This window comes from Agrobacterium sp. 20P9.1.2 (assembly GCF_057799395.1).
This window is the reverse complement of sequence record NZ_JBYOKI010000006.1, coordinates 150,253-174,988: the sequence shown is the minus strand read 5'-3', so window position 1 is coordinate 174,988 and position 24,736 is coordinate 150,253. Positions and strand designations below refer to the sequence as shown.

Genomic DNA, 24,736 nt, shown 5'->3' with positions numbered 1-24,736 from the left:
CGCGAATTTTCCCCTTGATACCCGGATTACAGAAGTATGGCCATCGAACGTTATAATCCTCGCGACGCCGAGCCGCGCTGGCAGCAAAAATGGAACGAAGACAATGTCTTCGTGACCGACAACAGCGATGCCCGCGAGAAATATTACGTTCTTGAGATGTTTCCCTATCCATCGGGCCGCATCCACATGGGCCATGTGCGCAATTACGCCATGGGTGACGTGGTTGCGCGCTACAAGCGCGCGCGCGGTTTCAACGTGCTGCACCCCATGGGCTGGGACGCTTTCGGCATGCCTGCGGAAAATGCCGCCATGCAGAACAAGGTTCATCCCAAGGACTGGACCTATCAGAACATCGCCACCATGCGCGGTCAGCTGAAATCCATGGGTCTGTCTCTGGACTGGACCCGTGAGTTTGCGACCTGCGACGTGGAATATTACAGCAAGCAGCAGGCGCTGTTCGTTGATTTCATGGAAAAGGGCCTGGTCTATCGCAAGCAGTCCAAGGTCAATTGGGACCCGGTCGATCACACGGTTCTGGCCAATGAGCAGGTCATCGACGGTCGCGGCTGGCGCTCCGGTGCGCTGGTGGAACAGCGCGAACTGACGCAGTGGTTCTTCCGCATCACCGATTTCAGCCAGGATTTGCTGGACGAACTGGATGTGCTGGACCAGTGGCCTGAAAAAGTCCGTCTGATGCAGAAGAACTGGATCGGAAAGTCCGAGGGACTGTCGCTGCGCTGGCAGACGGTCGCCTCCACCGCTCCTGCCGGTTTTGACGACATCACGGTTTACACGACCCGCCCGGACACGCTGTTCGGCGCGTCCTTCCTCGCCATTGCGGCAGACCATCCGCTGGCCAAGACCCTGTCGGAAAACAACCCCGAGATTGCCGAGTTCTGCGACGAATGCCGTCGTCAGGGCACGTCTCTCGCTGCTCTGGAAACGGCGGAAAAGCGTGGTCTGGACACCGGCGTCAAGGTTGTCCATCCGCTTGACCCATCCTGGGAACTGCCGGTTTACATCGCCAATTTCGTGTTGATGGATTACGGCACCGGCGCGATCTTCGGTTGCCCATCCGGCGACCAGCGCGATCTGGATTTCGCCCGCAAATATGACCTGCCTGTTGTGGCCGTGGTCATGCCGGAAGGCGAAAATGCCGAGACCTTCACCATTGGTGCGGATGCTTACGTCGATGACGGCGTGATGATCAATTCGCAGTTCCTCGATGGTATGACGACGACAGATGCTTTCGAGGCGGTGGTGTCGAAGCTATCTGCACAGACGCTGGGTGCCGAGCCGCAGGCCGAGCGCAAGGTCAACTTCCGCCTGCGCGACTGGGGCATTTCCCGCCAGCGCTATTGGGGTTGCCCGATCCCTGTCATCCATTGCGAAGTCTGCGGTGTCGTTCCGGTGCCAAAGAAGGACCTGCCGGTCAAGCTGCCTGACGATGTGACCTTCGACGTGCCCGGCAACCCGCTCGACCGTCATCCCACATGGCGTCACGTCTCCTGCCCGCAATGCGGCCATGCCGCGCGTCGCGAAACCGACACGATGGATACCTTCGTCGATTCCAGCTGGTACTTCACGCGCTTCACGGCACCGTGGGAAGAGCAGCCGACCGACCCGAAGGTCGCCAGCCACTGGCTGCCCGTTGATCAGTATATCGGTGGTATCGAACACGCGATCCTGCATCTGCTCTATTCGCGTTTCTTCACCCGCGCCATGAAGGCCACCGGCCATGTGGACGTGAAGGAGCCCTTCAAGGGCTTGTTCACCCAGGGCATGGTGGTGCACGAAACCTACCGTCTGGGCGAAGGCCAGAACGGGCAATGGATCGTGCCTGCCGATATCCGCATCGAGGAAGTTGACGGCAAGCGCCGCGCCTTCCTGCTGTCCGGCGGTGACGAGGTTCAGATCGGCTCGATCGAAAAGATGTCGAAGTCGAAGAAGAACGTGGTCGATCCGGACGATATCATCGCCTCCTATGGTGCCGACACGGCCCGCTTCTTCGTTCTGTCGGACAGCCCGCCGGACCGTGACGTCATCTGGTCGGAAGCCGGTGTGGAAGGCGCGCATCGCTTCGTGCAGCGCGTCTGGCGTATCATCGGTGAGGCGGCTGAAGAGTTGAAGTCGGTCAAGCCTGCGCCTGCAAGTGAGGGCGAAGGTCTGGTCGTTTCCAAGGCTGCCCACAAGACGCTGAAGGCGGTTCAGGACGATCTGGACAAGCTTGCCTTCAACAAGGCGATTGCCCGCATCTATGAATTGGTCAACACGCTGGCCGGTCCTTTCGCTGAAGTGGCCAATGGCGGGAAGTCCGACGATGTGAAGGCTGCTGCCCGCGACGCTGCCGAAATCCTGATCCGCATGATTGCGCCGATGACGCCACATCTGGCCGAGGAATGCTGGACGGCGCTGGGCAATGACGGTCTTGTCGCCCAGAGCGCATGGCCGGTTTTCGTGCACGCGCTGATCGAAGAAAATGACGTGGTGATGCCGGTTCAAATCAACGGCAAGAAGCGTGGCGAATTGACAATCGCGCGCGATGCGGATCAAGATGCCGTCCGCGCGGCGGTGATTGAACTGGATGCTGTGAAAGCGGCTCTGGCCGGTGCCGAGCCGAAAAAAATCATTGTGGTTCCACAAAGGATTGTGAACATTGTTGTCTGATGCCTATTCCAGATGGGGCCGCGTAGCAGCCGCAATTTCCGTCGTTCTGTTTGCCGGCATTCTTGCCGGATGCCAGGTGCGCCCGCTGTATGGCGAGGCCTCCGGCACGCGCCAGAAGCTCGAAACCGTCAACTTCGCCTCGGCAGGTGACCGCGTCACGCAGGAAGTCCGCAATCATCTGGTCTTCCTGGCCTATGGCGGTGCCGGTGCGCCAACCAGCAAGGAATACGAGGTCAAGATCACAGTCACGTCCAGCGCGACCTCGACGGAAGTCACCGACGATACCAGCCTGTCCATCGGCAAGAACAATTATGACGGTCCTTACCCCGGCCGCGTGAACATGAAGGGCTCCTATGTCCTGACACGCATTTCCGACGGTCAGGTTCTGCGCGCGGCCACCCGCACCGTCACTGCGATGCTCGATCTGCCGCAGCAGGAATTCGCCAAGATCCGCGCCGTGCGCGATGGTGAAAACCGTGCCGCCCGTGAGCTTGCCGAGATCATCGGTACGGATATCGCCGCCACTCTCAGCCGCTGAGAGCCGTTTTATGACGGAAATAAAGTCGCATGAATTCGAACGCTTCGCCGAGAGACCGGCGGAGCGTTTTCGCGTTTTCGTGCTCTATGGTCCCGATCGCGGCCTTGTGTCCGAACGCGCCTCGCTCATCGCCTCCAAGACCGGCATAGACCCCAACGATGCCTTCGCCTCGCTGAAGCTGACGGCATCCGACCTGCAGGGCGATCCCGGTCGATTGCTGGATGAGATCAATTCTATCGGCCTGTTCGGTGGCGAAAAGCTCGTCTGGGTTAAGGGTGCCGCCAATGAGAAGGCGCTGGTGGATGCGTTGCAGGTTCTCTCGGACAATCCGCCCGAAGCAAGCTTCCTGATCGTCGAAGCGGGCGACCTGAAAAAAGGAACCGGCCTTCGCAAGATCGCTGAACCGTCGCGCGCCATCGCCGCCATTCCCTGTTATGCCGATGATGCGCGGGCGCTGAATGCGCTGATCGACCAGGAACTTTCGACGGAAAATCTGCGTATCGCACCTGCTGCACGCCAGCGGCTGGCCGAATCGCTCGGTGGTGACCGTATCGCCTCGCGCAACGAGGTGCGCAAGCTGGCGCTCTATTGCCGCGGCCATGATGTCATCGAAGAAGACGATGTCATGGCGATCATCGGTGATGCCAGCACGGTGTCTGCCGATGACGCGGTGGATGCCATTCTGAAGGGCGACCGCAACGCCTTCTTCCACGCCACGCAGAAGATCATCGCCTCCAAGACGCCGATCTTTCTGGTGCTGCAAGGCTGCCTGCGGCAGTTTCAGTTGCTGGACCAGATGCGTGCGGAAATGGACGAGAAGAAATTGCAGGCGGGTCAGGTCATGCAGACCATGGGACGCGGTGTCCACTTCCGCCGCAAACCCGTTATCGAGCGGGCGCTGCGTACATGGCAGCCAGCAGCGATTGCGCGCGAGATGAACCGGCTACAGGCAGCCATCCTGCAAAGCCGTCAGCGGCAAAGCCTGGAGGAAAGCGTGGCATTGCTGACGCTGTTGTCCACCACGTTGCAGTCGGGGCGCGGGCAGTAAGCTTTTTCCCAATAAAAAGCCTCCGAAAGCATAGGCTCGGAGGCTCAGTTTTCCCTTCCGTCATGCCGGGCTTGACCCGGCATCCAGCAGCACCGCGTCTGCAGTGAAAAATAATCTATTTCGATCAAGGACTTGATCGAACTGGACCCCGGATCAAGTCCGGGGTGACGAAGCAAAAATGGACAATCAGTCGCCCTTGCCGGGCTCTGCCGAGAAATAGAGATCGAGCTTGCCCGAAACGCCGTCCATTTCCTTGGCTTCAGGCATCGGGTCGCGCTTGATGGTGATGTTGGGCCAGATGGCGGCATATTCCGCATTCAGCGTCAGCCACTTGTCGAGACCCGGTTCCGTGTCCGGCTTGATGGCTTCTGCGGGACATTCCGGTTCGCATACACCGCAATCGATGCATTCATCGGGATTGATCGCCAGAAAGTTCTCACCCTCATAGAAGCAATCGACAGGGCAGACCTCGACGCAGTCGGTATATTTGCAGCGAATGCAGTTATCGGTCACGACATACGTCATGATGGACTCCAGATATGCAGGCCGGGTCAAAGGGCTTGAAAGACAAGCCGTCGCCCGGAATTCAGACAGGGCATTTTGGCAAGTGAGGTAATGCCTTTGACCCAATATAGCAAGGATAAACCATACTGAAAAAGCCGCGCTTCTTGGTGGTTTATTCCAAGCAACCGATGCGATTTGCCGGAAAGTCTTTTCACGACGGGGCTCAGTTTTGCCACAGGCGCTGGCGCACAGGGCGCGTGGCGTTATTCGTCGCCGCTCTCGGTCATGAATCGGTCGAGTGCCCGGCGCTCCTTCTTTGTCGGGCGGCCGCTGCCCGGTTCGCGCACTGCCTGCTCCAGAAGCGTCAAACGGTCGCCCGGAGGGCGCGGCGGTGTTTCATCGTCATAGAGAAGCTTTGCTTCTTCAAATGGCCCGCGCCTGTCGCCGGACGCCTTGACCACGAGAATGCGGTCCATGCGCTCGAAGCTGATGTCCAGCCGGTCGCCGATCTTCACCATATGGCTTGGCTGGCGCACGGGCGCACCGTTGACGCGAATATTGCCGGACTGGATATAGCTTTGGGCAAGCGAACGGGATTTTGCCATGCGGGCGAAGAAAAGCCATTTATCGAGGCGCTGACGCCCTGCGTCCTGTGGCTGTTGCTTCTCACCCATCGAGCATTCCAGAAACTACACTGTGGTTTTCCGTCCAGATATGCGTTGGAACATAAATGGAAAAAGCCTCCTGCTTTTACGACAAGCAGGAGGCCTTGATCTTACTTCTTTAGCTGTTCCTTGAGAGCAGCCAGTTTTGCGAAAGGTGAATCCGGATCAAGCGGCTTCTCCTTGCGGGGTGGCTTTGCCTCGAAACGCTGCTGACCCTGCGGCTTGCCGCCACGGTCGTTGCGATCTGGGCGATCCTTGCGCTCGCCACGGTCATGGCGCTCGTTGCGGTTATTGTTGCCGCCATTGCGGTCTGGGCGGGCACCCTCGCGCTTGCGGTCGCCGTCACGCTTGCGATCACCCTCGCGGTTGGCATTGCCACGCGGCTGGCCCTGACGCTCTTCGCCACCCTCTGCACGGCGTTCGCCGTGGTTGCGGTTGGCTGGGCGACGGTTGTCGCTGCGCTGGTTGTCGTTGCGGCCACCTGGACGCCACAGAAGAACAGGCTTCGGCTCGGCAGCTTCGGTCGCCACGGCGTCCGATGCAGCTGCATCGTCGGCTTTTGCCTCTTCTGGCTTTGCTTCGACAGGTGCTTCGGCAACAGCCTCGGCAGGAGCAGCAGCTTCTTCCGAGGTCGCATGCGTGTCGGCATCGTCCTGAGAGGTTTCGTCGGCAGCGGCTTCTTCGGTGCCTGCAGCCTCCTCGGCGACAGTCTCGCCAGCATCTGCGCCCGGCTTGGCCGCATCGGCAGTCTGGCCACCCAGGAAGGCCGCAGCCTCTTCGGCGCTCACCTGATCGGCGCGGTAGCCGAGGCCCTTGAGGATTTCTTCCATGTCATCGAGCGTGGCGCCCAGAATGGAGAGCATGGCTGTCGTCGTGGTGAAGCGACGGCCGTCATAGGCACCTTCCGGACGCGGCTGCGTACCCGGCTTCCACTGCAGCAGCGGACGGATGAGATCGGCCAGACGCTCGAGAATGTCGATACGAACCGCACGCTTGCCGAGGAAACGGAAGCCTGCGAGCTTGTAGAACATGCGCTCATAGCTGCTGTCGGTGACGACGGATGTACGGCCAGCGGCCAGCACGGGAATGAGATCGCCGTAGCCGGGCTTGCCCAGACCGTCATTCTTCAGGGCCCAGAGCAGCGTCACCAGCTCGGCAGGAGCAGGCTTCAGCAATGCAGGCAGGAAGACGTGGTAGGCGCCGAAGCGGATGCCGTAACGGCGCATGGAGGCGCGCGCATCCTGATCCAGCGTCTTGACCTCTTCGGTCACGTCGCGACGGAACAGCACGCCGAGATTTTCCACCAGCTGGAAGGCCAGACCCTTTGCCAGACCCTGAAGGTCTTCGGCGCGGGAAATATCGTCCAGCGGCTTCAGCACGGTTGCGATCTGGTGGTTGACGAAGCGCTCGATACGGGCGACCGCATGGTCACGCGCATTTCCGCTCAACTGTTCATCCGCCAGGATGATGACGCGCGGCTTCATGATGTTGTCGCCAGCCGACAGGCGTGCAACGGGCTCACCCAGCCAGCGCACAAGCCCATCCGAGCTTAACGCAAGATCGCTATTGCCGCTGGCATGCAGGCGCGCAGCCCGCGCCTCGTATTCCAGCGCAAGCGCCTTCTGCGCTGCTCCTTGCACAGCCTTGGCATCTGGCCCTTCAGCTCCGGCCACCGGTGTAAACCGGAAACCCGCCAATTGGCCGACATGATGTCCTTCAACGAAGACATCACCATTCACACTGATTTCAGCTTCAAGCATCGCATTCTCTCTTAGGCGCCTCATGAGCACAGATGTCCTGCGATCAACAAAGCGTTTCGTCAACCTTTCATGTAGAGCATCGGACAATCGATCTTCGATTTTCCGCGTCTTTTCTTGCCAGTGTGTCGGATCGGCAAGCCATCCTGGGCGGTTTGATACATACGTCCATGTTCTGATCTGCGCAATCCTTGCAGAGAGCGTATCGATCTCGCCGTCGGTGCGGTCCGCCCGACGCACTTGTTCGGCCATGAAATCCTCGTTGACGGCACCGCGTTTGACGAGGTCGAAGTAGAGTGTCGAAATCAGGTCGGCGTGTTGTGCAGGCGCGATACGGCGATAATCCGGCAAAGCGCAGGCCTCCCACAGTTTTTCCACCCGCTCGGCATTGGTGGTGACGTCGATGATTTCAGGATAACGCGACAGATATTCCAGCGCCTGCTGGTCGATGGCGGGCAGCGCGCGCGACAGCCCCTGAACGGTCGGGGCCGCATCCAGACTTCCGCGCAGATTGGCGATGGAGGAATAATCGAAATTCTTGGTGCGCCATTGCAGCACTTTGACCGCATCGAACTGATGCGATTCGACGCGTTCCACCAGCTCGTCATCCAGCGGATCGACACGACCCGTCACACCAAAGGTGCCATCGCGCAGATGGCGACCGGCGCGACCGGCAATCTGGCCCATTTCACCGGGGTTGAGATTGCGGAACTGGTAACCGTCGAATTTGCGGTCCTGCGCAAAGGCCACATGATCGACATCGAGATTGAGGCCCATGCCAATGGCATCCGTCGCCACCAGATATTCGACGTCTCCATTCTGATAAAGGCCGACCTGCGCATTGCGGGTGCGCGGCGATAGTGCGCCCAGCACCACGGCGGCACCGCCGCGCTGACGGCGCACCAGTTCGGCAATCGCGTAGACCTCTTCTGCGGAAAAGGCGACGATGGCCGTGCGCTGCGGAAGGCGGGTGATTTTCTTCTGTCCCGCATAAAACAGCTGCGACAGGCGGGGTCGTTCAACTACGACGATGCCGGGCAGCAGCTTTTCCAGAATGGGCCGCATGGTGCCCGCGCCCAAAAGCAGCGTTTCCTCGCGTCCGCGCAGATGCAGAATGCGGTCTGTGAAGATGTGGCCGCGCTCTAAATCGCCAGCAAGCTGCACCTCGTCGATGGCGACGAAGGCTGCGGTCGTTTCGCGCGGCATGGCTTCGACGGTGCAGACGGAATATTTCGCTTTGGGTGGAGAAATCTTCTCTTCGCCGGTCACCAGCGCAACATTGGGCGCGCCGACCTTTTCCACCAGCCGCGTATAGACCTCGCGGGCAAGCAGACGCAGGGGCAGGCCAATGACACCGCTTCCATGCGCGACCATGCGTTCAATGGCATAATGCGTCTTGCCGGTATTGGTCGGGCCAAGAACGGCCGTAACACCGCGGCCGCTCAAGATCATGGGGCGAAAATTCAACGTACTATCCGTGAAATCGACTAACTGATTGTTTTACAACACATTCGGAAAACATTCCTTCGCATCGTCCAACACACATGGCAATCGCGGCGCGCAAAGGCAAGGAAGGAATGCATCAAAGCTGAATTTGCCGAGATTTTTGCGTCATAAACATGCAAAATGACGATTCGGAACAGGCTGCGAACGAATCAGCGACGAATCGCTGACTCCGTCTGATTCAGCTTTTGTTCACGGCTATATCTGGGCGGCAGTGGTTCGACGCTCCACCAGATCATGAATCGTGCGGTTCCGGGCTTTTGTCACATTAGAGCGGTTGGCCAGCCAGCAGGCGTGGACCGTTGGGATCGGCAGTGCCTGCCGCCTGGCCGATGAAATAGGATTTGAGGCCGGGAATCCGGTCCACGATGCCAAGGCCGAAATCGCGCGCGATCCTGATGGGGCCGACATCGTTGGAAAACAGCCGGTTCAGCACATCTGTCGTGATACCCATACGCACCGTGTCAAACCGCCGCCAGGACTGGTAGCGCTCCAGCACGTTGAGCGATCCGATATCGAGACCGAGGCGATCCGCTTCCACGATGGTTTCCGCCAAAGCGGCCACATCCTTGAAGCCGAGGTTGAGACCCTGGCCGGAAATCGGGTGGATGCCATGGGCGGCATCACCCGCCAGCGCCAGACGCGGCGCCACGAAAGCCCGCGCCAGCGTGAGGCCGAGCGGAAAGGCCCGCCGTGGGCCGACTGGCCTGATCGGGCCGAGCTTGTGTCCGAAGCGGCGCTCCAGCTCCTCTTCGAACAAAAGATCGTCGGCTGCCACCAACCGGTCGGCATCTGCGGTGCGTTCCGTCCAGACCAGCGACGAGCGATTGCCCTTAAGCGGCAGAATGGCGAAAGGCCCGGATGGGAGGAAATGTTCTTCGGCACAGCCATTATGCGGGCGCTCATGTTCCACGGTCGTGACGATGCCGGATTGATCATAGGCCCAGTGCACGGTCTTGATGCCAGCCATATCGCGCAGGGCCGAGCGAACGCCATCGCAGGCCACCAGCAACCGGGTCTCGAAGGTCGAGCCATCGGACAGGGTGACCACATTGCTGCGATGTTGCGCTTCAAAGCCGGTGACACTCAGGCCATGGCGAATGGTAATGCCAAGCTTTTCGCAAACGCCACGCAGGGCGCCGACCATTGCGACATTGGGAATCATATGGGCAAAGGGCTGGCCCTCTGCGACTTCGCCATCGAAGGTGAGGAAGACGGGGCGCACGGGATCGGAGGTCTTGGAATCCGTCACGATCATTTTGTTGATCGGCTGGGCTTCCGGCAGAAGCTCGTCCCAGATGCCGAAGACTTGCAGCATGCGGGTGGCGGCGGCGATGATGGCGGAGGCGCGCATGTCCTTTTTCCAGACATCATCAGGGGCGGCCTCGATGACCTGCACATCCAGATGTGGAGCAGCCTGCTTGACGGCCACCGCAACGCTCAATCCGACATATCCGCCGCCAGCAACCACCACATCGAACATCGCGTCTTCTCCTCGCATTCTTGTGAATATCACGCCTGCACTATAGATCATTCATTTAGGTCTTCCTACAGCCGGAGCATGTCGAAAATGTCGCGCCCTCTTGAAAATGCCACCCCGCTCGAAAAACTGATTTCCACGCTGGATCTCGAAAAGCTCGAGGAAAATCTGTTTCGCGGCACAAGCCCGCAGGTTGGCTGGCAGCGCGTTTTCGGTGGGCAGGTCATCGCCCAGGCCCTGATGGCGGCGCAGCGCACGGTGAGTGACGACCGTTTCGTCCATTCGCTGCATGCCTATTTCATGCGCCCCGGCGACCCGAAAGTGCCGATCATCTATCAGGTCGACCGCATTCGCGATGGGGCGAGCTTTGCCACGCGGCGCATCGTCGCTATCCAGCACGGCCACGCGATTTTTTCCATGTCGGCGTCTTTCCAGATCGATGAGGGCGGTTTTGACCATCAGGCTTCGATCCCCAAGGTGCCGCAGCCCGAGGACTTGATGAGCGAAGACCAGATGCGCGATGCGTTTCTGGCCAAGGCCCCGCCCGCAATCCGCAAATATTGGGAAAACAAGCGCCCCATCGAAATCCGGCCGGTGTCGCTGACCCATTACATCTCCAGGGAAAAGCTAGAGCCGCATCAGGACATTTGGGTGAGGGCTGTCGGCGACGTGCCTGCCGACCGGCATTATCAGGCCGCCGTTTTGGCCTATCTCTCGGATATGACGCTGCTCGATACGTCGCTTTACGCCCATGGTACGACGATCTTCGACCCTGCCGTTCAGGCGGCAAGCCTTGACCACGCCATGTGGTTTCACCGCCCCTGCAAGCTGGATGACTGGCTGCTTTACACGCAGGATAGCCCCAGCGCATCCGGCGCACGCGGGCTGACACGCGGCAGCCTGTTTACCCGCGATGGTGTGCTTGTGGCCTCCATGGCGCAGGAAGGTCTGATTCGCAAATTGGCAAATGATTAAATAATGTGCAATTTGTAAATTTTGCATATTAATTGCGCGCATAACGCGCAAACACATGCCTATTTTCCAGACGAATTTATTATAGCCTTTACTTTTCAATAACTTATACAGGACCCGTCAAACTGGCACGCGCCTTGAATGTAGGAGATCAGTCGCTGTTACTGATCTGCCAGCGTCGGGACAAGTCGGCCTCGTGCCGAGATAACAAAGGATGGGAAACCAGATGAAAATTGTGATGGCCATTATCAAGCCGTTCAAGCTGGACGAAGTGCGTGAAGCGCTCACCGCTGTCGGTATTCAGGGCCTGACCGTGACCGAAGTGAAGGGTTACGGACGCCAGAAGGGACATACCGAAATTTATCGCGGCACCGAATACGCGGTCAGCTTTCTTCCCAAGTTGAAGATCGAAATCGCTGTCGCGTCCGATCTGGTGGAGAAGGCCGTTGAAGCCATCGCGTCTTCCGCAAAGACAGGGCAGATCGGCGACGGCAAGATTTTCGTCTACTCGATTGAACAGGCCGTGCGCATCCGTACCGGCGAAACAAACACAGAAGCGCTCTAAGCACGGCTGACAGGGGAGTTTTCAAACCATGCAATTCAACAAGATTTCCACACTCAGCGCGCTTGGCGCCAGTGCGGCGGCCCTTCTGGCCCCGATTGCAGCCTTCGCGCAGGATGCAGCGGCTCCAGCGGTAGCAGCAGCTGCTGCGGCACCTGTGCCTGACAAGGGCGACACCGCCTTCATGTTCCTTGCCACCATCCTCGTGCTGTTCATGATCATTCCGGGTCTGGGACTGTTTTACGGTGGTCTGGTTCGCAGCAAGAACATGCTGTCGGTGCTGATGCAGGTCACTGTGATTGCTGCCAGCGTCATGATCATCTGGGTCGTCTACGGCTATTCCTTCGCCTTCGGCGGTTCCGAAAGCCCGTTCTTCGGCGGCTTCGCCAAGCTCTTCCTGTCTGGCGTCACCAAGGACAGCACGGCTGCGACCTTCTCGCAGGGCGTCGTCATTCCGGAATTCATCTTCGTGATGTTCCAGATGACATTTGCTGCCATCACACCGGCGCTGATCATCGGTGCCTTTGCTGAGCGCATCAAGTTCTCCGCTTCCATCCTGTTCTGCATTCTCTGGGTCACCTTCGTCTACTTCCCGATTGCCCACATGGTCTGGGACGCAAAGGGCTACCTCTTCGGCCTCGGCGCTCTCGACTTCGCTGGCGGCACGGTCGTTCACATCAACGCCGGTGTTGCCGGTCTGATCGGTGCGATCATGGTTGGCAAGCGCACGGGCTTCGGCAAGGACATGATGGCGCCTCACTCCATGACGCTGACCTATGTCGGTGCAGCCATGCTCTGGGTCGGCTGGTTCGGCTTCAACGCCGGTTCCAACCTGGAAGCTTCCAGCGGTGCGATGCTCGCAACCGTCAATACCTTCGTTGCAACGGCTGCTGCCATCCTGTCGTGGTGCGTGGTTGAAACCTTCACGCGCGGAAAAGCATCCATGCTGGGCGCTGCATCCGGAATGATCGCCGGTCTGGTTGCCATCACACCGGCAGCCGGTATCGTTGGCCCCATGGGCGCCATCGTCATGGGCATCATCGTCTCGCCACTGTGCTACTTCTTCGTCTCGGTCGTGAAGAACAAGTTCGGCTATGACGACACGGCAGACGTCTTCGGCGTTCACGGCGTCGGCGGTATCTTCGGTGCGCTCGCAACCGGCATCTTCGCAAGCGCATCGCTGGGCGGTGTTGGTTATGCAGGCGAACAGACCATGAGCGGCCAGTTCATGGTTCAGGCTCAGGCCGTCGTCATCACGCTCCTGTGGACCGGTATCGGCTCTGCGATCCTCTACAAGGTCGTCGACATCATCGTCGGTCTGCGTGTTCCGGTCGAAGCCGAACGCGAAGGTCTCGATCTGGCCTCCCACGGCGAAGCGGCTTACCACTCCTAAGCCATGGCAAGCGCGGTCGATCACACGACCGCCCGACACCGAACAATCGAAAAGCCCGGCAAAAGCCGGGCTTTTTTCGTTTCGAAAATCATTGGTTACACCTGATTTTGCATGGTTAATGCCATATTAACCACCAAGCCGGTACTTTGGCCTGTCATCCCGTCTGCGTCGCTCTGGCGCGGACTTCGGAAGCAACGAAAAGAACGACAGGTTCAGATTATGGACAGAGTGAATTCACCGACATTCAATGGTCGTGATAACCGCTTCGTGCTGACGGCATTTGTGGTGCGCCAGATCATGGCCCTGTGTGGTTTCGCCGTTCTCGGCGTGCTGGCACTGGGCATTACCGCATTGGCCACCTGGAATGTCGCCGATCCAAGTCTGTCCTACGCCACGGGCAACGAACCGACCAATCTGCTGGGGCGCAGCGGCGCGATCTTTGCCGATATCATGATGCAGTTTCTGGGTCTTTCGGCGCTTATTGCCATGCTGCCCATACTTGCCTGGGCTTTCGCGCTGATCTCCGGTCGCAAATTCCATCGTATCCCCGCCCGTCTCGTCGCCTGGATCAGCGGTGCCTTTATAGCGTCCGCCTCGCTCGGCTGCTTCCCAGCACCTCTGACATGGCCGCTGCCCAACGGTATCGGCGGCGTTGTTGGTGATATGATCCTGCGTTTTCCTGCGCTGTTCATCGGTGCCTATCCCACCGGCACATTCGCCACGGTTCTCGGCGTCATCTTCGCCATCCCCTCCGCATGGCTGATGCTGTTTGCGTCCGGCCTGTTCGGCGCGCCCGATGAAGAGGATGACCTGCTGGTGGCGCAGGCCGCAGCGCCGTCCAAGGCCCGCAAGGTGCAGGACGCTGTCGAAGAGGATGAGGATGACGGCGAAGGGTTCTTCAGCAATTTCCTCGCTATCGGTCTGCTCACCCATTACTGGTACATCACCCAAGCCCGTTTCCGCCGTCTGTTTGGCCTCAAGCCGAAGTCGATGCGCAATGAATTCGAACAGCCCTATGATTTCAACGATTATGAATTCGGCACGCTGAACGAGCCATCGCGTCTCAAGACCGCAATCAACCGGCTGGACCGCGCTGAACCGTCCTTCGAAGAGCGGGCGGAAGCCCGTGCGCGCCGCGAAATCTCGCCGCCGCCGATTTCCATGGGTGATGATGACCTCGATGACGAGGACAGCCTGCCCGATGGCGTGCTGTCCGCCGACACGAAGTTCTCGCCGCGCCCGCCTGTCGGCCAGACCCGTATCACCGCACCGCCTCCTCGCCCAAAGCCGAGCGACCGCGTGGCGCGCGATGCGCAAACCTCCTTCATTGCCGCAGACGGCTTCCAGCTGCCTTCCGTCCACCTTCTGGCAGAGCCGAAAAACGTCGTTCGCGACACCACGCTCTCCGCAGAGGTTCTGGAGCAGAATGCCCGCAGGCTGGAAGGCGTGCTGGAGGATTTCGGCGTCAAGGGTGAGATCATCCATGTTCGCCCCGGCCCTGTCGTGACCATGTACGAGCTGGAGCCAGCGCCGGGCATCAAGTCCTCACGCGTCATCGGCCTCGCCGACGATATTGCCCGCTCCATGAGCGCGATTGCCGCCCGCGTTGCCGTCGTGCCGGGTCGCAATGCCATCGGCATCGAACTGCCCAACAAGATTCGTGAGACCGTTTATCTGCGTGAGTTGATCGCCTCGCGCGATTTCGAAAACAACAAGGCCAAACTGCCCATGTCGCTGGGCAAGACCATTGGCGGCGAAGCGGTGATTGCCGATCTCGCCAAGATGCCGCATCTTCTGGTCGCCGGTACCACGGGTTCTGGTAAATCGGTTGCCATCAACACCATGATCCTGTCGCTGCTCTACCGCATGACGCCGGAACAGTGCCGCCTCATCATGATCGACCCGAAAATGCTGGAACTGTCGGTCTACGATGGCATTCCGCATCTGCTGTCTCCCGTCGTCACCGATCCGAAGAAGGCCGTCGTTGCGCTGAAATGGACCGTGCGGGAGATGGAAGAGCGCTACAAGAAGATGTCCAAGATCGGTGTGCGCAACATCGATGGCTTCAACACCCGCGTTCAGCAGGCTTTGGACAAGGGCGAGGTGCTGACGCGCACCGTGCAGACCGGTTTCGACCGCCAGACCGGCGAGGCCATGTATGAGACCGAAGAGTTCGACCTGAAGCCGCTACCCTATATCGTCGTCATCATCGACGAAATGGCCGACCTGATGATGGTTGCGGGCAAGGATATCGAAGGTGCAGTCCAGCGCCTGGCGCAGATGGCGCGTGCGGCTGGCATCCACGTCATCATGGCCACCCAGCGCCCATCGGTGGACGTCATCACCGGTACGATCAAGGCCAACTTCCCGACGCGTATCTCCTTCCAGGTCACCTCCAAGATCGACAGCCGCACCATTCTGGGTGAGCAGGGGGCCGAACAGCTGCTGGGCATGGGCGACATGCTCTATATGGCCGGTGGCGGGCGCATTCAGCGCGTTCATGGCCCCTTCGTGGCCGATAATGAAGTCGAGGACATCGTTGCCTATCTGAAGACCCAAGGCGCGCCTGAATATCTCGAATCCATCACCGAAGAGGATGAGGACGAAGATGGCGGCGGACCCGCAGGCACGGGCAACATGGCCGAATCAGATGATCCATACGATCAGGCCGTGGCCGTCGTGCTGCGTGATGGAAAGGCGTCCACGTCCTATGTCCAGCGCCGCCTCGGCATAGGCTATAACCGCGCTGCTTCGCTGATCGAGCGGATGGAACAGGAAGGCATCATCGGCCCTGCCAACCATGCCGGCAAACGCGAAATTCTGGTGCCGACCGAACAGGATTGATCGTAACAGGCAAAAGCGCGCCAATCCACTCGCCCGGTTGCTGAATACCACGCATCTTCACGCAGATATCAGCAACCAAGGCTCGGCTTTGGCGTTATAGCAAACCCCTGATGTCATGAAGCCGCCGCGTTTTTTCGGCAATAGGAAAGCGATGAAGGAGAAAAGAATGAAAAAGACTATCCCGGTCGTTTCCGCGCAGTCCGCAGGGCTTGAAAGCCCGATGACGCGCCGTGGCGTAATGACCCTGTTTTCGGCAACGGCAGCTTTCGCCGCGCTGCAGCCGCTGGCTGCCTTTGCGCAGGGCGATGCGACTGCCCAGAAAATTGCAAACCACTTCTCGTCCGTCAAAACCATGATGGGCGAATTCGTCCAGTTCGGTCCGCGCGGCGAACAGACCGGTGGCAAATTCTACATCGCCCGGCCCGGCAAGCTGCGCTTCAACTATGAAGACCCATCGCCCATGCGCGTCATTTCCGATGGCAAGAATGTCGTCATCGGCAACAATAAGCTGAAGACGTGGGATCTCTATCCGCTGTCGAAAACCCCGCTCAGCCTGCTTCTGGCCGACAAGATCGACCTGAACCACCAGAAGGTTCGCGATGTGAAAGAAGAGTCCGACCTCACCACGATCGTTCTGGGCGACAAGAGCATTTTCGGCGATAGCACCATTACCTTGATGTTCGACCCCAAAACCTTCGATCTGCGCCAGTGGACCACGACGGATGCGCAGAACAAGGACACGACGGTGATGATTTTCAACGTCCAGACGGGTATGGCCCTCGACGACAAGGTTTTTGCCATCAATTACGAGGAAGTGCGCGGTCGCGGCTGACGCAACCGCTGCTCCTTCATCCAGAGTTTTCCAAGCATTGTCCGGGAGAAAAGAATTCCCGTTTCCGGGCCGATGTTATAAGCCTGCCTCCACCTTTCCTTAAAGGACGAACGGAGCGCAGGCATGACCTTCTCGATAACCACATGGAACATCAACTCGGTGCGGCTGCGCATGCCGATTGTCGAGCAGTTTCTGGTGCGTTACCAACCCGATGTCATCTGCCTGCAGGAAACGAAATGCCCGAATGGCGAGTTTCCGCTGAAGCCCCTGAAGGCCCTCGGTTACGAGCATGTCATCATTCATGGCCAGAAGGGCTATCACGGCGTGGCGATTGCCTCCAGGCTGCCGCTGACCGAAGACCATCGTCAGGATTATTGCGGCATTGGCGATGCGCGCCACATATCCGGCATCGTGCAGGTCGGCTCGCGTAGAATTCGCCTGCATAATTTCTACGTTCCTGCCGGTGGCGATGAGCCGGATCGCGCGATCAACCCGAAATTCGGCCACAAGCTCGATTTCATCGAGGAGATGAAGGCTCTCAGCGCCGATGGCGTTCCCGGCACGTCTTCGATCCTGGTCGGTGATCTGAATATCGCGCCGCTCGAAAACGATGTCTGGTCGCACAAGCAGCTCCTGAAAATCGTCAGCCACACGCCGGTTGAGACGGAAGGCCTGCTGGAGATCATGAAAAAGGGCAACTGGCTCGACCTGATGCGCCTCAACGTGCCCGACAGCGAAAAAATCTACACCTGGTGGAGCTACCGCGCCAAGGACTGGGAAGCCGCCGACCGCGGCCGCCGCCTCGACCACATCTGGTCCTCGCAAGACCTCGGCCCCTCGCTGGAGGGTATCGACATCCTGCGCGAAGCCCGCGGCTGGAACCGCCCGTCAGACCACGTGCCCGTGACGGCGCGGTTTAAGTTTTGATTTAAGAAAACCGCCCCTGAAGCGCGGTGGCGCCAGCAGAGAGGGCTGCGATGTTGTCGCGGATGCGGGTCAGGACGACGTCGGCAACATCTGGAAATTCTTCGATCATGCGGTGGAAGAGGATGCGGGTGATGCGGATGACTTCGGAATCTTCCGTGGCGACTGCGGTGTATTTGCGTTCGCACAGCGTGAACAGCGCAAGCTCCGAGAGCAGGGTTCCCGATGTGGGCGTTGCCTGAAGTTCGGCCTTGCCGCTGCGACCGGCGCTGTAGAGATAAAAGCCGCCGCGGGCGATGACGAAGGCGCATTCGGCGGGGGAATGTTCGCGAAATAGGGCCTGGCCCTCGGCAATCCTGCGCCGCTCGGCACCGAAGGCGATCAGACGCAGCTGGTCATCGGTGAAGCCCTGAAACAGGGGCACCTTGGCCAGTAGCTGGATGTCGTCGTTCAATGCCATATCGTTCGAAACCCCGGACTTGCAATCACAACGGTTTTCGAACAAAGGCGCGGCCAAGACAAGGGCCACGCCTCTATTAATTTCACGCGATCAATTCCCGCAAGTGCCGGAATAATCAGGGAACGATCTTGTAACCACCATTCTCGGTAACGAGAAGTTCGGCATTGGACGGATCGCGCTCGATCTTCTGACGCAGGCGGTAAACATGGGTTTCGAGCGTGTGGGTGGTGACGCCGGAATTGTAACCCCAGACCTCTTCCAGCAAAACGTCACGCGTGACGACGGCACTGCCTGCGCGGTAGAGATAACGGATGATCGCCGCTTCCTTTTCCGTGAGGCGGATTTTCTTGCCGTCTTCGGTGGTCAGCAGCTTCTGGCTCGGCTTGAACTGATACGGGCCAACGGTGAAGACGGCGTCCTCGCTCTGCTCATACTGGCGCAGCTGCGCACGAATACGGGCCAGAAGCACCGCAAAGCGGAACGGCTTGGTGACATAGTCGTTCGCACCGGCCTCGAGGCCGAGGATGGTGTCGGAATCCGTGTCGTGGCCGGTCAGCATGATGATGGGGGACTTGAAGCCGTTCTTGCGCATCAGCTTCACCGCCTCGCGCCCGTCCATATCAGGCAAGCCGACATCCATGATGAGCAGATCGACCTGCGTCGATTTTGCGGTCTGGATGGCAGCATTGGCATTGGCGCCGGTCAGAAGCGAGAATTCCTCGTAAGGAGACAATTGCTCGGCAAGGGTCTCACGCAGGTCGTCGTCGTCATCCACCAGAAGAAGTGTACGGGCCGTCATGGGATATCTCAGCCTTTCTTTGTATATTAAAGCATATCGCGCCAAAGTGTTCAGCGGGTGTCGGTGCCGACATGCTTTTCGCTTTCGTGAGCTAATTCAGCGGTTTGACGCCGCGCCGTCAACCCTTCGTCGCTCTGTAACGCGGAGCTATGAGGTCACGTTGGCACACCTGCAAAGCAAAATCTCGTGAGAACTATGGCAACAGGCGCAAAAAAACGGCAAAAATCCCCCTCAAAACTGCTGGTTCGGCCCGCCCCGCGCATTAAAAGTCGCGCTTTGCTGCAATTGGGCCGCCTGACCTTTCCCGCCGCCATCGGTCGTAATGGACGCACGGCCCTGAAACGCGAAGGCGACGGTAAAACCCCGATCACGACTATGGCCGTTCTCTACGGTTTTCACCGGGGCGATCGGGTGGCCGCCTTGAAAACATCGCTGACGATGCATCGCACACGAAGCGATATGCTATGGTGCGATTCGCCTGATGATCCGAACTATAACAGGCTTGTCAAAGCACCCTTCCGGAAGAGCCACGAGGAGATTTTGAGGCAGGACGGTCTTTACGACGTCTGCCTCGTGCTGGACTGGAACATCACGTCCCGTCGCCGCAATCTAGGCTCTGCGATCTTCATGCACATGATCCGCCCCGGCTATGAGCCGACCGCCGGATGCGTGGCGCTGCACCCCAGAGACATGCGCCGCATTCTGCCCTTTCTGAAAAAGGGCAGAAAGATCAGGGTGCTTTAGCGCGTCTTTCTTCGCCTCTTGGTGAGGAAAAGAAAGAGTGAGCATTACGCCGCTTGCGCCTTATTCTGCCTGTTCTCGATGAGGTCATCGACGACTGCGGGATCAGCCAGCGTGGACGTGTCGCCCAGCGAGCCAAAGTCATCCTCGGCGATCTTGCGCAGAATGCGGCGCATGATCTTACCCGAGCGGGTCTTGGGCAGGCCCGGCGAGAACTGGATCTTGTCGGGCGTGGCGACGGGACCGATTTCGTTGCGGACATGCTTGACGAGTTCGGCACGAAGCGCATCGTCTCCGGTCTGTCCTGCCATCAGCGTGACATAGCAGTAAATGCCCTGTCCCTTGATGGAATGCGGGTAGCCCACCACCGCAGCCTCGGAGACGAGATTGTGCGAGACAAGTGCCGATTCGACTTCCGCCGTGCCCAGACGATGGCCGGAGACATTGAGGACGTCATCGACGCGACCGGTGATCCAGTAATAGCCATCCTCATCGCGGCGGCAGCCATCGCCGGTGAAGTATTTGCCCTTGTAGGTCGAGAAGTAGGTGTCGATGAAGCGCTGGTGATCGCCATAGACGGTGCGCGATTGTCCCGGCCAGCTATCGGCGATGCACAGATTGCCATCGGCTGCCCCTTCCAGCACCTTGCCCTCGGCATCGACCAGCTGTGGCTGGACGCCGAAGAAGGGCCGTGTGGCCGAGCCGGGCTTAAGATCGGTCGCACCCGGCAGCGGCGTGATCAGAATACCGCCGGTTTCCGTCTGCCACCATGTATCGACAATCGGGCTCTTATCCTCGCCCACCACATGGTAATACCATTCCCATGCCTCGGGGTTGATCGGCTCACCCACCGTGCCAAGCAGCCGCAGGCTGGAGCGTGAGGAGCGTTTGACGAACTCGTCGCCCGCCCCCATCAGCGAACGCAGGGCGGTGGGGGCGGTGTAGAAGATATTGACCTGATGCTTGTCGATGACCTCCCAGAAGCGACCCTGATCCGGGAAGTTCGGCACGCCTTCGAACATGACGGTTGTGGCGCAATTGGCGAGCGGGCCATAGACGATATAGGAATGGCCCGTCACCCAGCCGACATCGGCGGTGCACCAGTAGATATCGCCATCGTGATAATCGAAGACATATTCATGCGTCATCGACACATAGACGAGATAGCCACCCGTGGTGTGCAGCACGCCCTTGGGCTTTCCTGTCGAACCTGAGGTGTAGAGAATGAACAGCGGGTCTTCCGCCTTCATCTTCACCGGGTCGCAATGGGGTTTAACGGAAGCGATTTCCTGATGATACCAGAGGTCGCGGCCCGGTGCCCAGTTGGTCTTGCCGCCGGTGCGGCGCACCACCAGCACCTTGTTGACGATGACATGCTGCTTGGCAGCGATGTGAATGGCCTTGTCGGTGTTCTCCTTCAAAGGGATCGGCTTGCCGCCGCGCACGCCCTCGTCGCAGGTGATGACGAAGGTGGATTCGCAATCGACGATGCGGCCTGCCAGCGCATCCGGCGAAAAGCCGCCGAACACCACCGAATGCACAGCACCGATGCGAGCGCAGGCCAGCATCGCATAAGTCGCTTCCGGGATCATCGGCATGTAGATCGTCACCCGGTCGCCCTTCTTGACGCCGTGCTTCTTCATCACATTGGCCAGACGACACACCGCATCGTAAAGCTGGTTATAGGTGATCTTCTTGTCGATATAGGGATTGTCGCCCTCCCAGATGATCGCCGTGCGCTCGCCATGGGTCTTCAGGTGACGGTCGATGCAATTGTAGGAGACGTTGGTCAGCCCATCCTCGAACCACTTGATCGGCACCTTGCCCTTGAAGGAGGTGTTCTTCACCTTCGTATAGGGCTTAAACCAGTCTATCCGCTTGCCATGCTTGCCCCAGAACTTGTCGGGATCCTCGACGCTCTGCTCATACCATTTCAGGTATTTGTCGTTGTCGATCAGGGTGTTCTTTTTTGCAGACTTCAGAACCGGATAGATTTTGGCAGACATGAATTCCTCCTCGAGAACGCATCGCGTCTTTTGCAATTACCGGAGACTCCTTTTCTCCAGTCATGTGCCAGATTCATAGCAGTTCAGTGACCTCAGGCAATTAGACAAAGGTCATTTGTTGCGCAAAGAATTGCATTTCTGATGCAATGGAGCTATAGACCGCTCATATCCCGGAAATCAGTGGTTAACATCCACGGCCCGCGCCCCCGGAGCGGACGGACAGAAGGACTGTATCTATGGCTCAAACACTGCTCATGCCGAAAGCGACGGCCGTCTGGCTGGTGGACAACACCGCGCTGTCGTTCGATCAGATCGCCACGTTCTGCAAGCTGCATCCGCTTGAAGTTAAGGCTATTGCTGACGGCGAAGCTGCACAGGGCATCAAGGGTCTCGACCCTATTTCCACCGGACAGCTTTCCCGCGATGAAATCGCGCGCGCCGAAGCCAATCCCAATCACAAGATCAAGCTTTCCGAGCCAAAGGTTCGCGTGCCTGAATCCAAGCGCCGTGGTCCGCGTTATACGCCGGTTTCCAAGCGTCAGGATCGCCCGAACGCCATTTTGTGGCTGGTGCGCAACCATGCCGAACTGAAGGACGCGCAGATCTCGCGCCTCGTCGGTACGACCAAGTCCACCATCGAGCAGATCAGGGACCGTACCCACTGGAACTCGGCCAATCTGACACCGATGGACCCGGTCACACTCGGCCTTTGCAGCCAGATCGATCTCGACCTCGAAGTCGAGCGCGCATCGCGCGGCCGTCCGCTTCCAACCCAGGAAGAGCTGGACGCGACGCTGCAGCCGGCAGCAGCAACCGAAAGCCTCGGTTACAATTACGAGCGTGAAGAAGAAAAAGAAATCGACGCCAACGCCGTTTTCGCCAAGCTCAGCTCGCTCAAGTCTACCCGCAAGGATGACGACGAAGACGACAATTATTGATTTCGATATTATCGATCAGCACAAAAAAAGCCCCGGCATCGACCGGGGCTTTTTCTTACCTATGGTTTTCTCGAAGGCTTCGAGGATCAAGCCGACTTGGCGGGCATGGACAGAACAGGTGCGCCGGTTTTTTCGTCATCGTTCAGCAGGCCACTGGCCCGCAGCAGGGACGAGAAGCGACCGCCGCGCATGCTTAGCTCATCGAAGGTACCCTTCTCGATGATGCGGCCATTATCCATGAACAGAACCAGATCGGCATCGCGGACGGTGGACAGGCGGTGGGCGATGATGAAGGTCGTTCTGTTCTTGCGAAGAGCATCGACAGCATCTTTCACCCGGGCTTCGGTTTCCACGTCGAGCGCGCTGGTTGCTTCGTCCAGAACGAGGATCGGCGCATTCTTCAACACGGCGCGAGCGATGGCGATGCGCTGACGCTCGCCGCCGGATAGACGGTTGCCGCGTTCGCCCACCTGCGTCATGTAGCCGGTGTTCCTGCTGTCGATGAAGTCGGTCGCAGCGGCAGCGGCAGCGGCCTGAGCGATTTCGTCATCGGTTGCACTATCGCGACCCAAGCGAATGTTGTCGCGAATGGAGCGGTTGAGAAGACCGGCATCCTGGAAGACGGTGGCAATGGAGTGACGCAGGGACTGACGCGTCACGTTGGAAATATCGGTACCATCCACCAGAATCTGGCCGCCATTGGGATCGTATACTCGCTGCAGCAGATTGATGAGCGTGGTCTTGCCCGCACCTGTCGGTCCAACGATGGCGATAGTCTCGCCGGCATTGGCGGTGAAGGACACGTCATGCACGCCCTGCTTGGTGTTGGCAAAGCCAAAGTTAACGTTGCGGAATTCCACCTTGCCGGTGACGTTGCCAAGTTCGATAGCGCCTGTCGGCTCTTCACGGTCCTGCACGGAATCTTCCAGCTTGAAGAAGTCCACGAGCTTGGCGCGAGCCTCGAAAATCTGGGTGGCGAAAGCGCGTACCTGGTCCAGACGCCCGATCAGCAGGTTGGCAAAGCCGATGAAGGCAATGATGTCACCAACCCGCAACTCGCCGTTCTTCACCAGGATAGCACCGACAATGAGGATGATCATCATCGAAACGGAAGAGGCGGTCCGGTTCAATGCACTTGCAAAGGCCCACCAGTCCAGAACCGGATACTGCGCGCTGAGAAGTCGCTCCGTAAAGGACTTCAGAGCTTTGGTTTCCGCTTCGATGCGGTTGTAGCTATGCAATACCGAAACGTTGCTGATCGAATCGCTGACATGGGCAAAGACCGTGTGGTAATGCTCTTCGACGGATGCCTGACCTTCCTTGGTCCTCTCCATCACCCACTTGCCGATGAACCAATAAACGACGCCCAGCGCCATCAAGACAAGGCTGAGACGCAGGTCCATGGAAATGGCTGTCGGGATGAGAAGAATCAGCGCAACGAATGTCGCAAGATGGGTGCGCATGAATTCCAGCCACAGGCCGAACAGCGTTTCACTGGCGCGCAAAAGCGTATGCAGCGCGTTGGATGTGCCACGCTGGTGGTGCCATGAGAGCGGCATGGAGATGATCCGGCCGAAGGCTTCCGTCAACAGGGACGCGCGGCGTCCATGTGCCAAACGGTCCGCCTCACGCGCGACTGCGACATAGGCGACCGTGTTGAACAGGGCAAACGCTCCCCAGAGGATGAGGATGTTGACCGGGATAGAGCCGGAGGACAGTCCGTCGATGATGCGCCCGAACAGCACCGGCTCAGCAATGGTGATCGCTGCAAGAATAATGTTTGCGACAACGACGATGGTGACACGCCACTTGTTGTTGGCGAGGTAGCGCAGGGCGCGCGTATAAACCTGAAACAGTGTCAATTCCGAAATCCTGTCTTCATGTCCGTCGGTCAGCGCTCGTTTCGAGCGTGATATGACTGCATCCGCTTCACAAGCGACGCAGATTGAGCAAGTCGTTGTTTTATCGCTTTTTCCACATGAATGCGCGCTTAACGAAGCGGGATTCGAGCGGATGTGATGCAAAAAACTTGATGTCGCGATTGTGAGGCCGCAACGGCGCGGCAATATAAGATTTCGCGGTATGGTTTTAATCTTTGATTAC

The 24,736-nt window shown here is 58.7% G+C and carries 19 protein-coding genes; 11 read left to right on the top strand and 8 right to left on the bottom strand.

What is annotated here, in order from left to right:
• The first annotated feature begins 36 nt into the window (after window positions 1–36).
• From leuS to holA, 3 genes are read left to right on the top strand one after another with little or no spacing between them, the layout of a single operon-like run.
• Entirely contained in the window at window positions 37–2,667 is a 2,631-nt protein-coding gene (gene leuS / locus AC27VJ_RS17620; RefSeq protein WP_488685113.1) for a leucine--tRNA ligase, read from the top strand.
• A complete protein-coding gene (locus tag AC27VJ_RS17615; protein ID WP_488685112.1) occupies window positions 2,660–3,205 on the top strand; it encodes a hypothetical protein in 546 nt (181 codons plus the stop codon). The genes leuS and AC27VJ_RS17615 overlap by 8 nt, the downstream gene beginning before the upstream one ends.
• Before the next feature lie 10 nt (window positions 3,206–3,215).
• Complete coding sequence (gene holA, locus AC27VJ_RS17610) at window positions 3,216–4,253, top strand: DNA polymerase III subunit delta (RefSeq protein WP_488685111.1); 1,038 nt, start codon at window positions 3,216–3,218, stop codon at window positions 4,251–4,253.
• A 186-nt stretch (window positions 4,254–4,439) separates the two neighbouring features.
• Here holA and fdxA read toward each other — a convergent pair whose 3' ends face one another.
• The 4 genes from fdxA to AC27VJ_RS17590 all read right to left on the bottom strand — a co-directional run bounded on the left by fdxA (window position 4,440) and on the right by AC27VJ_RS17590 (window position 10,165).
• Complete coding sequence (gene fdxA, locus AC27VJ_RS17605; RefSeq protein WP_067646240.1) at window positions 4,440–4,778, bottom strand: ferredoxin FdxA; 339 nt, start codon at window positions 4,776–4,778, stop codon at window positions 4,440–4,442.
• Between the two features lie 242 nt (window positions 4,779–5,020).
• Entirely contained in the window at window positions 5,021–5,431 is a 411-nt protein-coding gene (locus AC27VJ_RS17600) for an RNA-binding S4 domain-containing protein (protein WP_488685110.1), read from the bottom strand.
• A gap of 101 nt (window positions 5,432–5,532) precedes the next feature.
• The gene (locus tag AC27VJ_RS17595; protein WP_488685109.1) at window positions 5,533–8,631 is read right to left on the bottom strand and encodes a helicase-related protein; all 3,099 of its coding nucleotides are present in this window, start codon (window positions 8,629–8,631) and stop codon (window positions 5,533–5,535) included.
• Window positions 8,632–8,950: 319 nt separating this feature from the next.
• Entirely contained in the window at window positions 8,951–10,165 is a 1,215-nt protein-coding gene (locus tag AC27VJ_RS17590) for a ubiquinone biosynthesis hydroxylase (RefSeq protein WP_488685237.1), read from the bottom strand.
• A gap of 87 nt (window positions 10,166–10,252) precedes the next feature.
• Between AC27VJ_RS17590 and tesB the strand changes: the two genes are divergently transcribed.
• From tesB to AC27VJ_RS17560, 6 genes are all read left to right on the top strand, one after another.
• On the top strand, window positions 10,253–11,137 hold the full coding sequence (gene tesB, locus AC27VJ_RS17585; RefSeq protein WP_488685108.1) for an acyl-CoA thioesterase II: 885 nt from the start codon (window positions 10,253–10,255) through the stop codon (window positions 11,135–11,137).
• Between the two features lie 211 nt (window positions 11,138–11,348).
• The gene (locus AC27VJ_RS17580) at window positions 11,349–11,699 is read left to right on the top strand and encodes a P-II family nitrogen regulator (RefSeq protein ID WP_045230924.1); all 351 of its coding nucleotides are present in this window, start codon (window positions 11,349–11,351) and stop codon (window positions 11,697–11,699) included.
• 28 nt (window positions 11,700–11,727) lie between these two features.
• Window positions 11,728–13,089: an ammonium transporter gene (locus AC27VJ_RS17575; RefSeq protein WP_488685107.1), complete on the top strand. Its 1,362-nt coding sequence runs from the start codon at window positions 11,728–11,730 to the stop codon at window positions 13,087–13,089.
• Window positions 13,090–13,308: 219 nt separating this feature from the next.
• Window positions 13,309–15,933 carry an FtsK/SpoIIIE family DNA translocase gene (locus tag AC27VJ_RS17570; protein WP_488685106.1) on the top strand — a complete coding sequence of 875 codons (2,625 nt, stop codon included), beginning with the start codon at window positions 13,309–13,311 and terminating at the stop codon, window positions 15,931–15,933.
• A 166-nt stretch (window positions 15,934–16,099) separates the two neighbouring features.
• Window positions 16,100–16,765, top strand: coding sequence for an outer membrane lipoprotein carrier protein LolA (locus tag AC27VJ_RS17565; protein ID WP_353579289.1), 666 nt, complete (start codon window positions 16,100–16,102; stop codon window positions 16,763–16,765).
• 123 nt (window positions 16,766–16,888) lie between these two features.
• The gene (locus AC27VJ_RS17560; protein WP_113087476.1) at window positions 16,889–17,692 is read left to right on the top strand and encodes an exodeoxyribonuclease III; all 804 of its coding nucleotides are present in this window, start codon (window positions 16,889–16,891) and stop codon (window positions 17,690–17,692) included.
• A 1-nt stretch (window position 17,693) separates the two neighbouring features.
• Here the strand turns inward: AC27VJ_RS17560 and AC27VJ_RS17555 are convergent, their stop codons facing one another.
• Together AC27VJ_RS17555 and AC27VJ_RS17550 are read right to left on the bottom strand one after the other, a co-directional pair.
• On the bottom strand, window positions 17,694–18,149 hold the full coding sequence (locus AC27VJ_RS17555) for a cyclic nucleotide-binding domain-containing protein (protein WP_488685105.1): 456 nt from the start codon (window positions 18,147–18,149) through the stop codon (window positions 17,694–17,696).
• 115 nt (window positions 18,150–18,264) lie between these two features.
• Entirely contained in the window at window positions 18,265–18,948 is a 684-nt protein-coding gene (locus AC27VJ_RS17550; RefSeq protein ID WP_113087478.1) for a response regulator transcription factor, read from the bottom strand.
• A 195-nt stretch (window positions 18,949–19,143) separates the two neighbouring features.
• Here AC27VJ_RS17550 and AC27VJ_RS17545 point away from each other — a divergent pair, with 195 nt between their 5' ends.
• Window positions 19,144–19,692 carry a L,D-transpeptidase family protein gene (locus tag AC27VJ_RS17545; protein WP_488685104.1) on the top strand — a complete coding sequence of 183 codons (549 nt, stop codon included), beginning with the start codon at window positions 19,144–19,146 and terminating at the stop codon, window positions 19,690–19,692.
• A gap of 44 nt (window positions 19,693–19,736) precedes the next feature.
• Here the strand turns inward: AC27VJ_RS17545 and acs are convergent, their stop codons facing one another.
• Complete coding sequence (gene acs / locus AC27VJ_RS17540; RefSeq protein ID WP_488685103.1) at window positions 19,737–21,695, bottom strand: acetate--CoA ligase; 1,959 nt, start codon at window positions 21,693–21,695, stop codon at window positions 19,737–19,739.
• Window positions 21,696–21,931: 236 nt separating this feature from the next.
• Here acs and AC27VJ_RS17535 point away from each other — a divergent pair, with 236 nt between their 5' ends.
• Entirely contained in the window at window positions 21,932–22,633 is a 702-nt protein-coding gene (locus AC27VJ_RS17535) for a DUF1013 domain-containing protein (RefSeq protein ID WP_353578860.1), read from the top strand.
• A gap of 86 nt (window positions 22,634–22,719) precedes the next feature.
• Here AC27VJ_RS17535 and AC27VJ_RS17530 read toward each other — a convergent pair whose 3' ends face one another.
• Window positions 22,720–24,495: a glucan ABC transporter ATP-binding protein/ permease gene (locus AC27VJ_RS17530; RefSeq protein WP_113086074.1), complete on the bottom strand. Its 1,776-nt coding sequence runs from the start codon at window positions 24,493–24,495 to the stop codon at window positions 22,720–22,722.
• Window positions 24,496–24,736 lie beyond the last annotated feature (241 nt).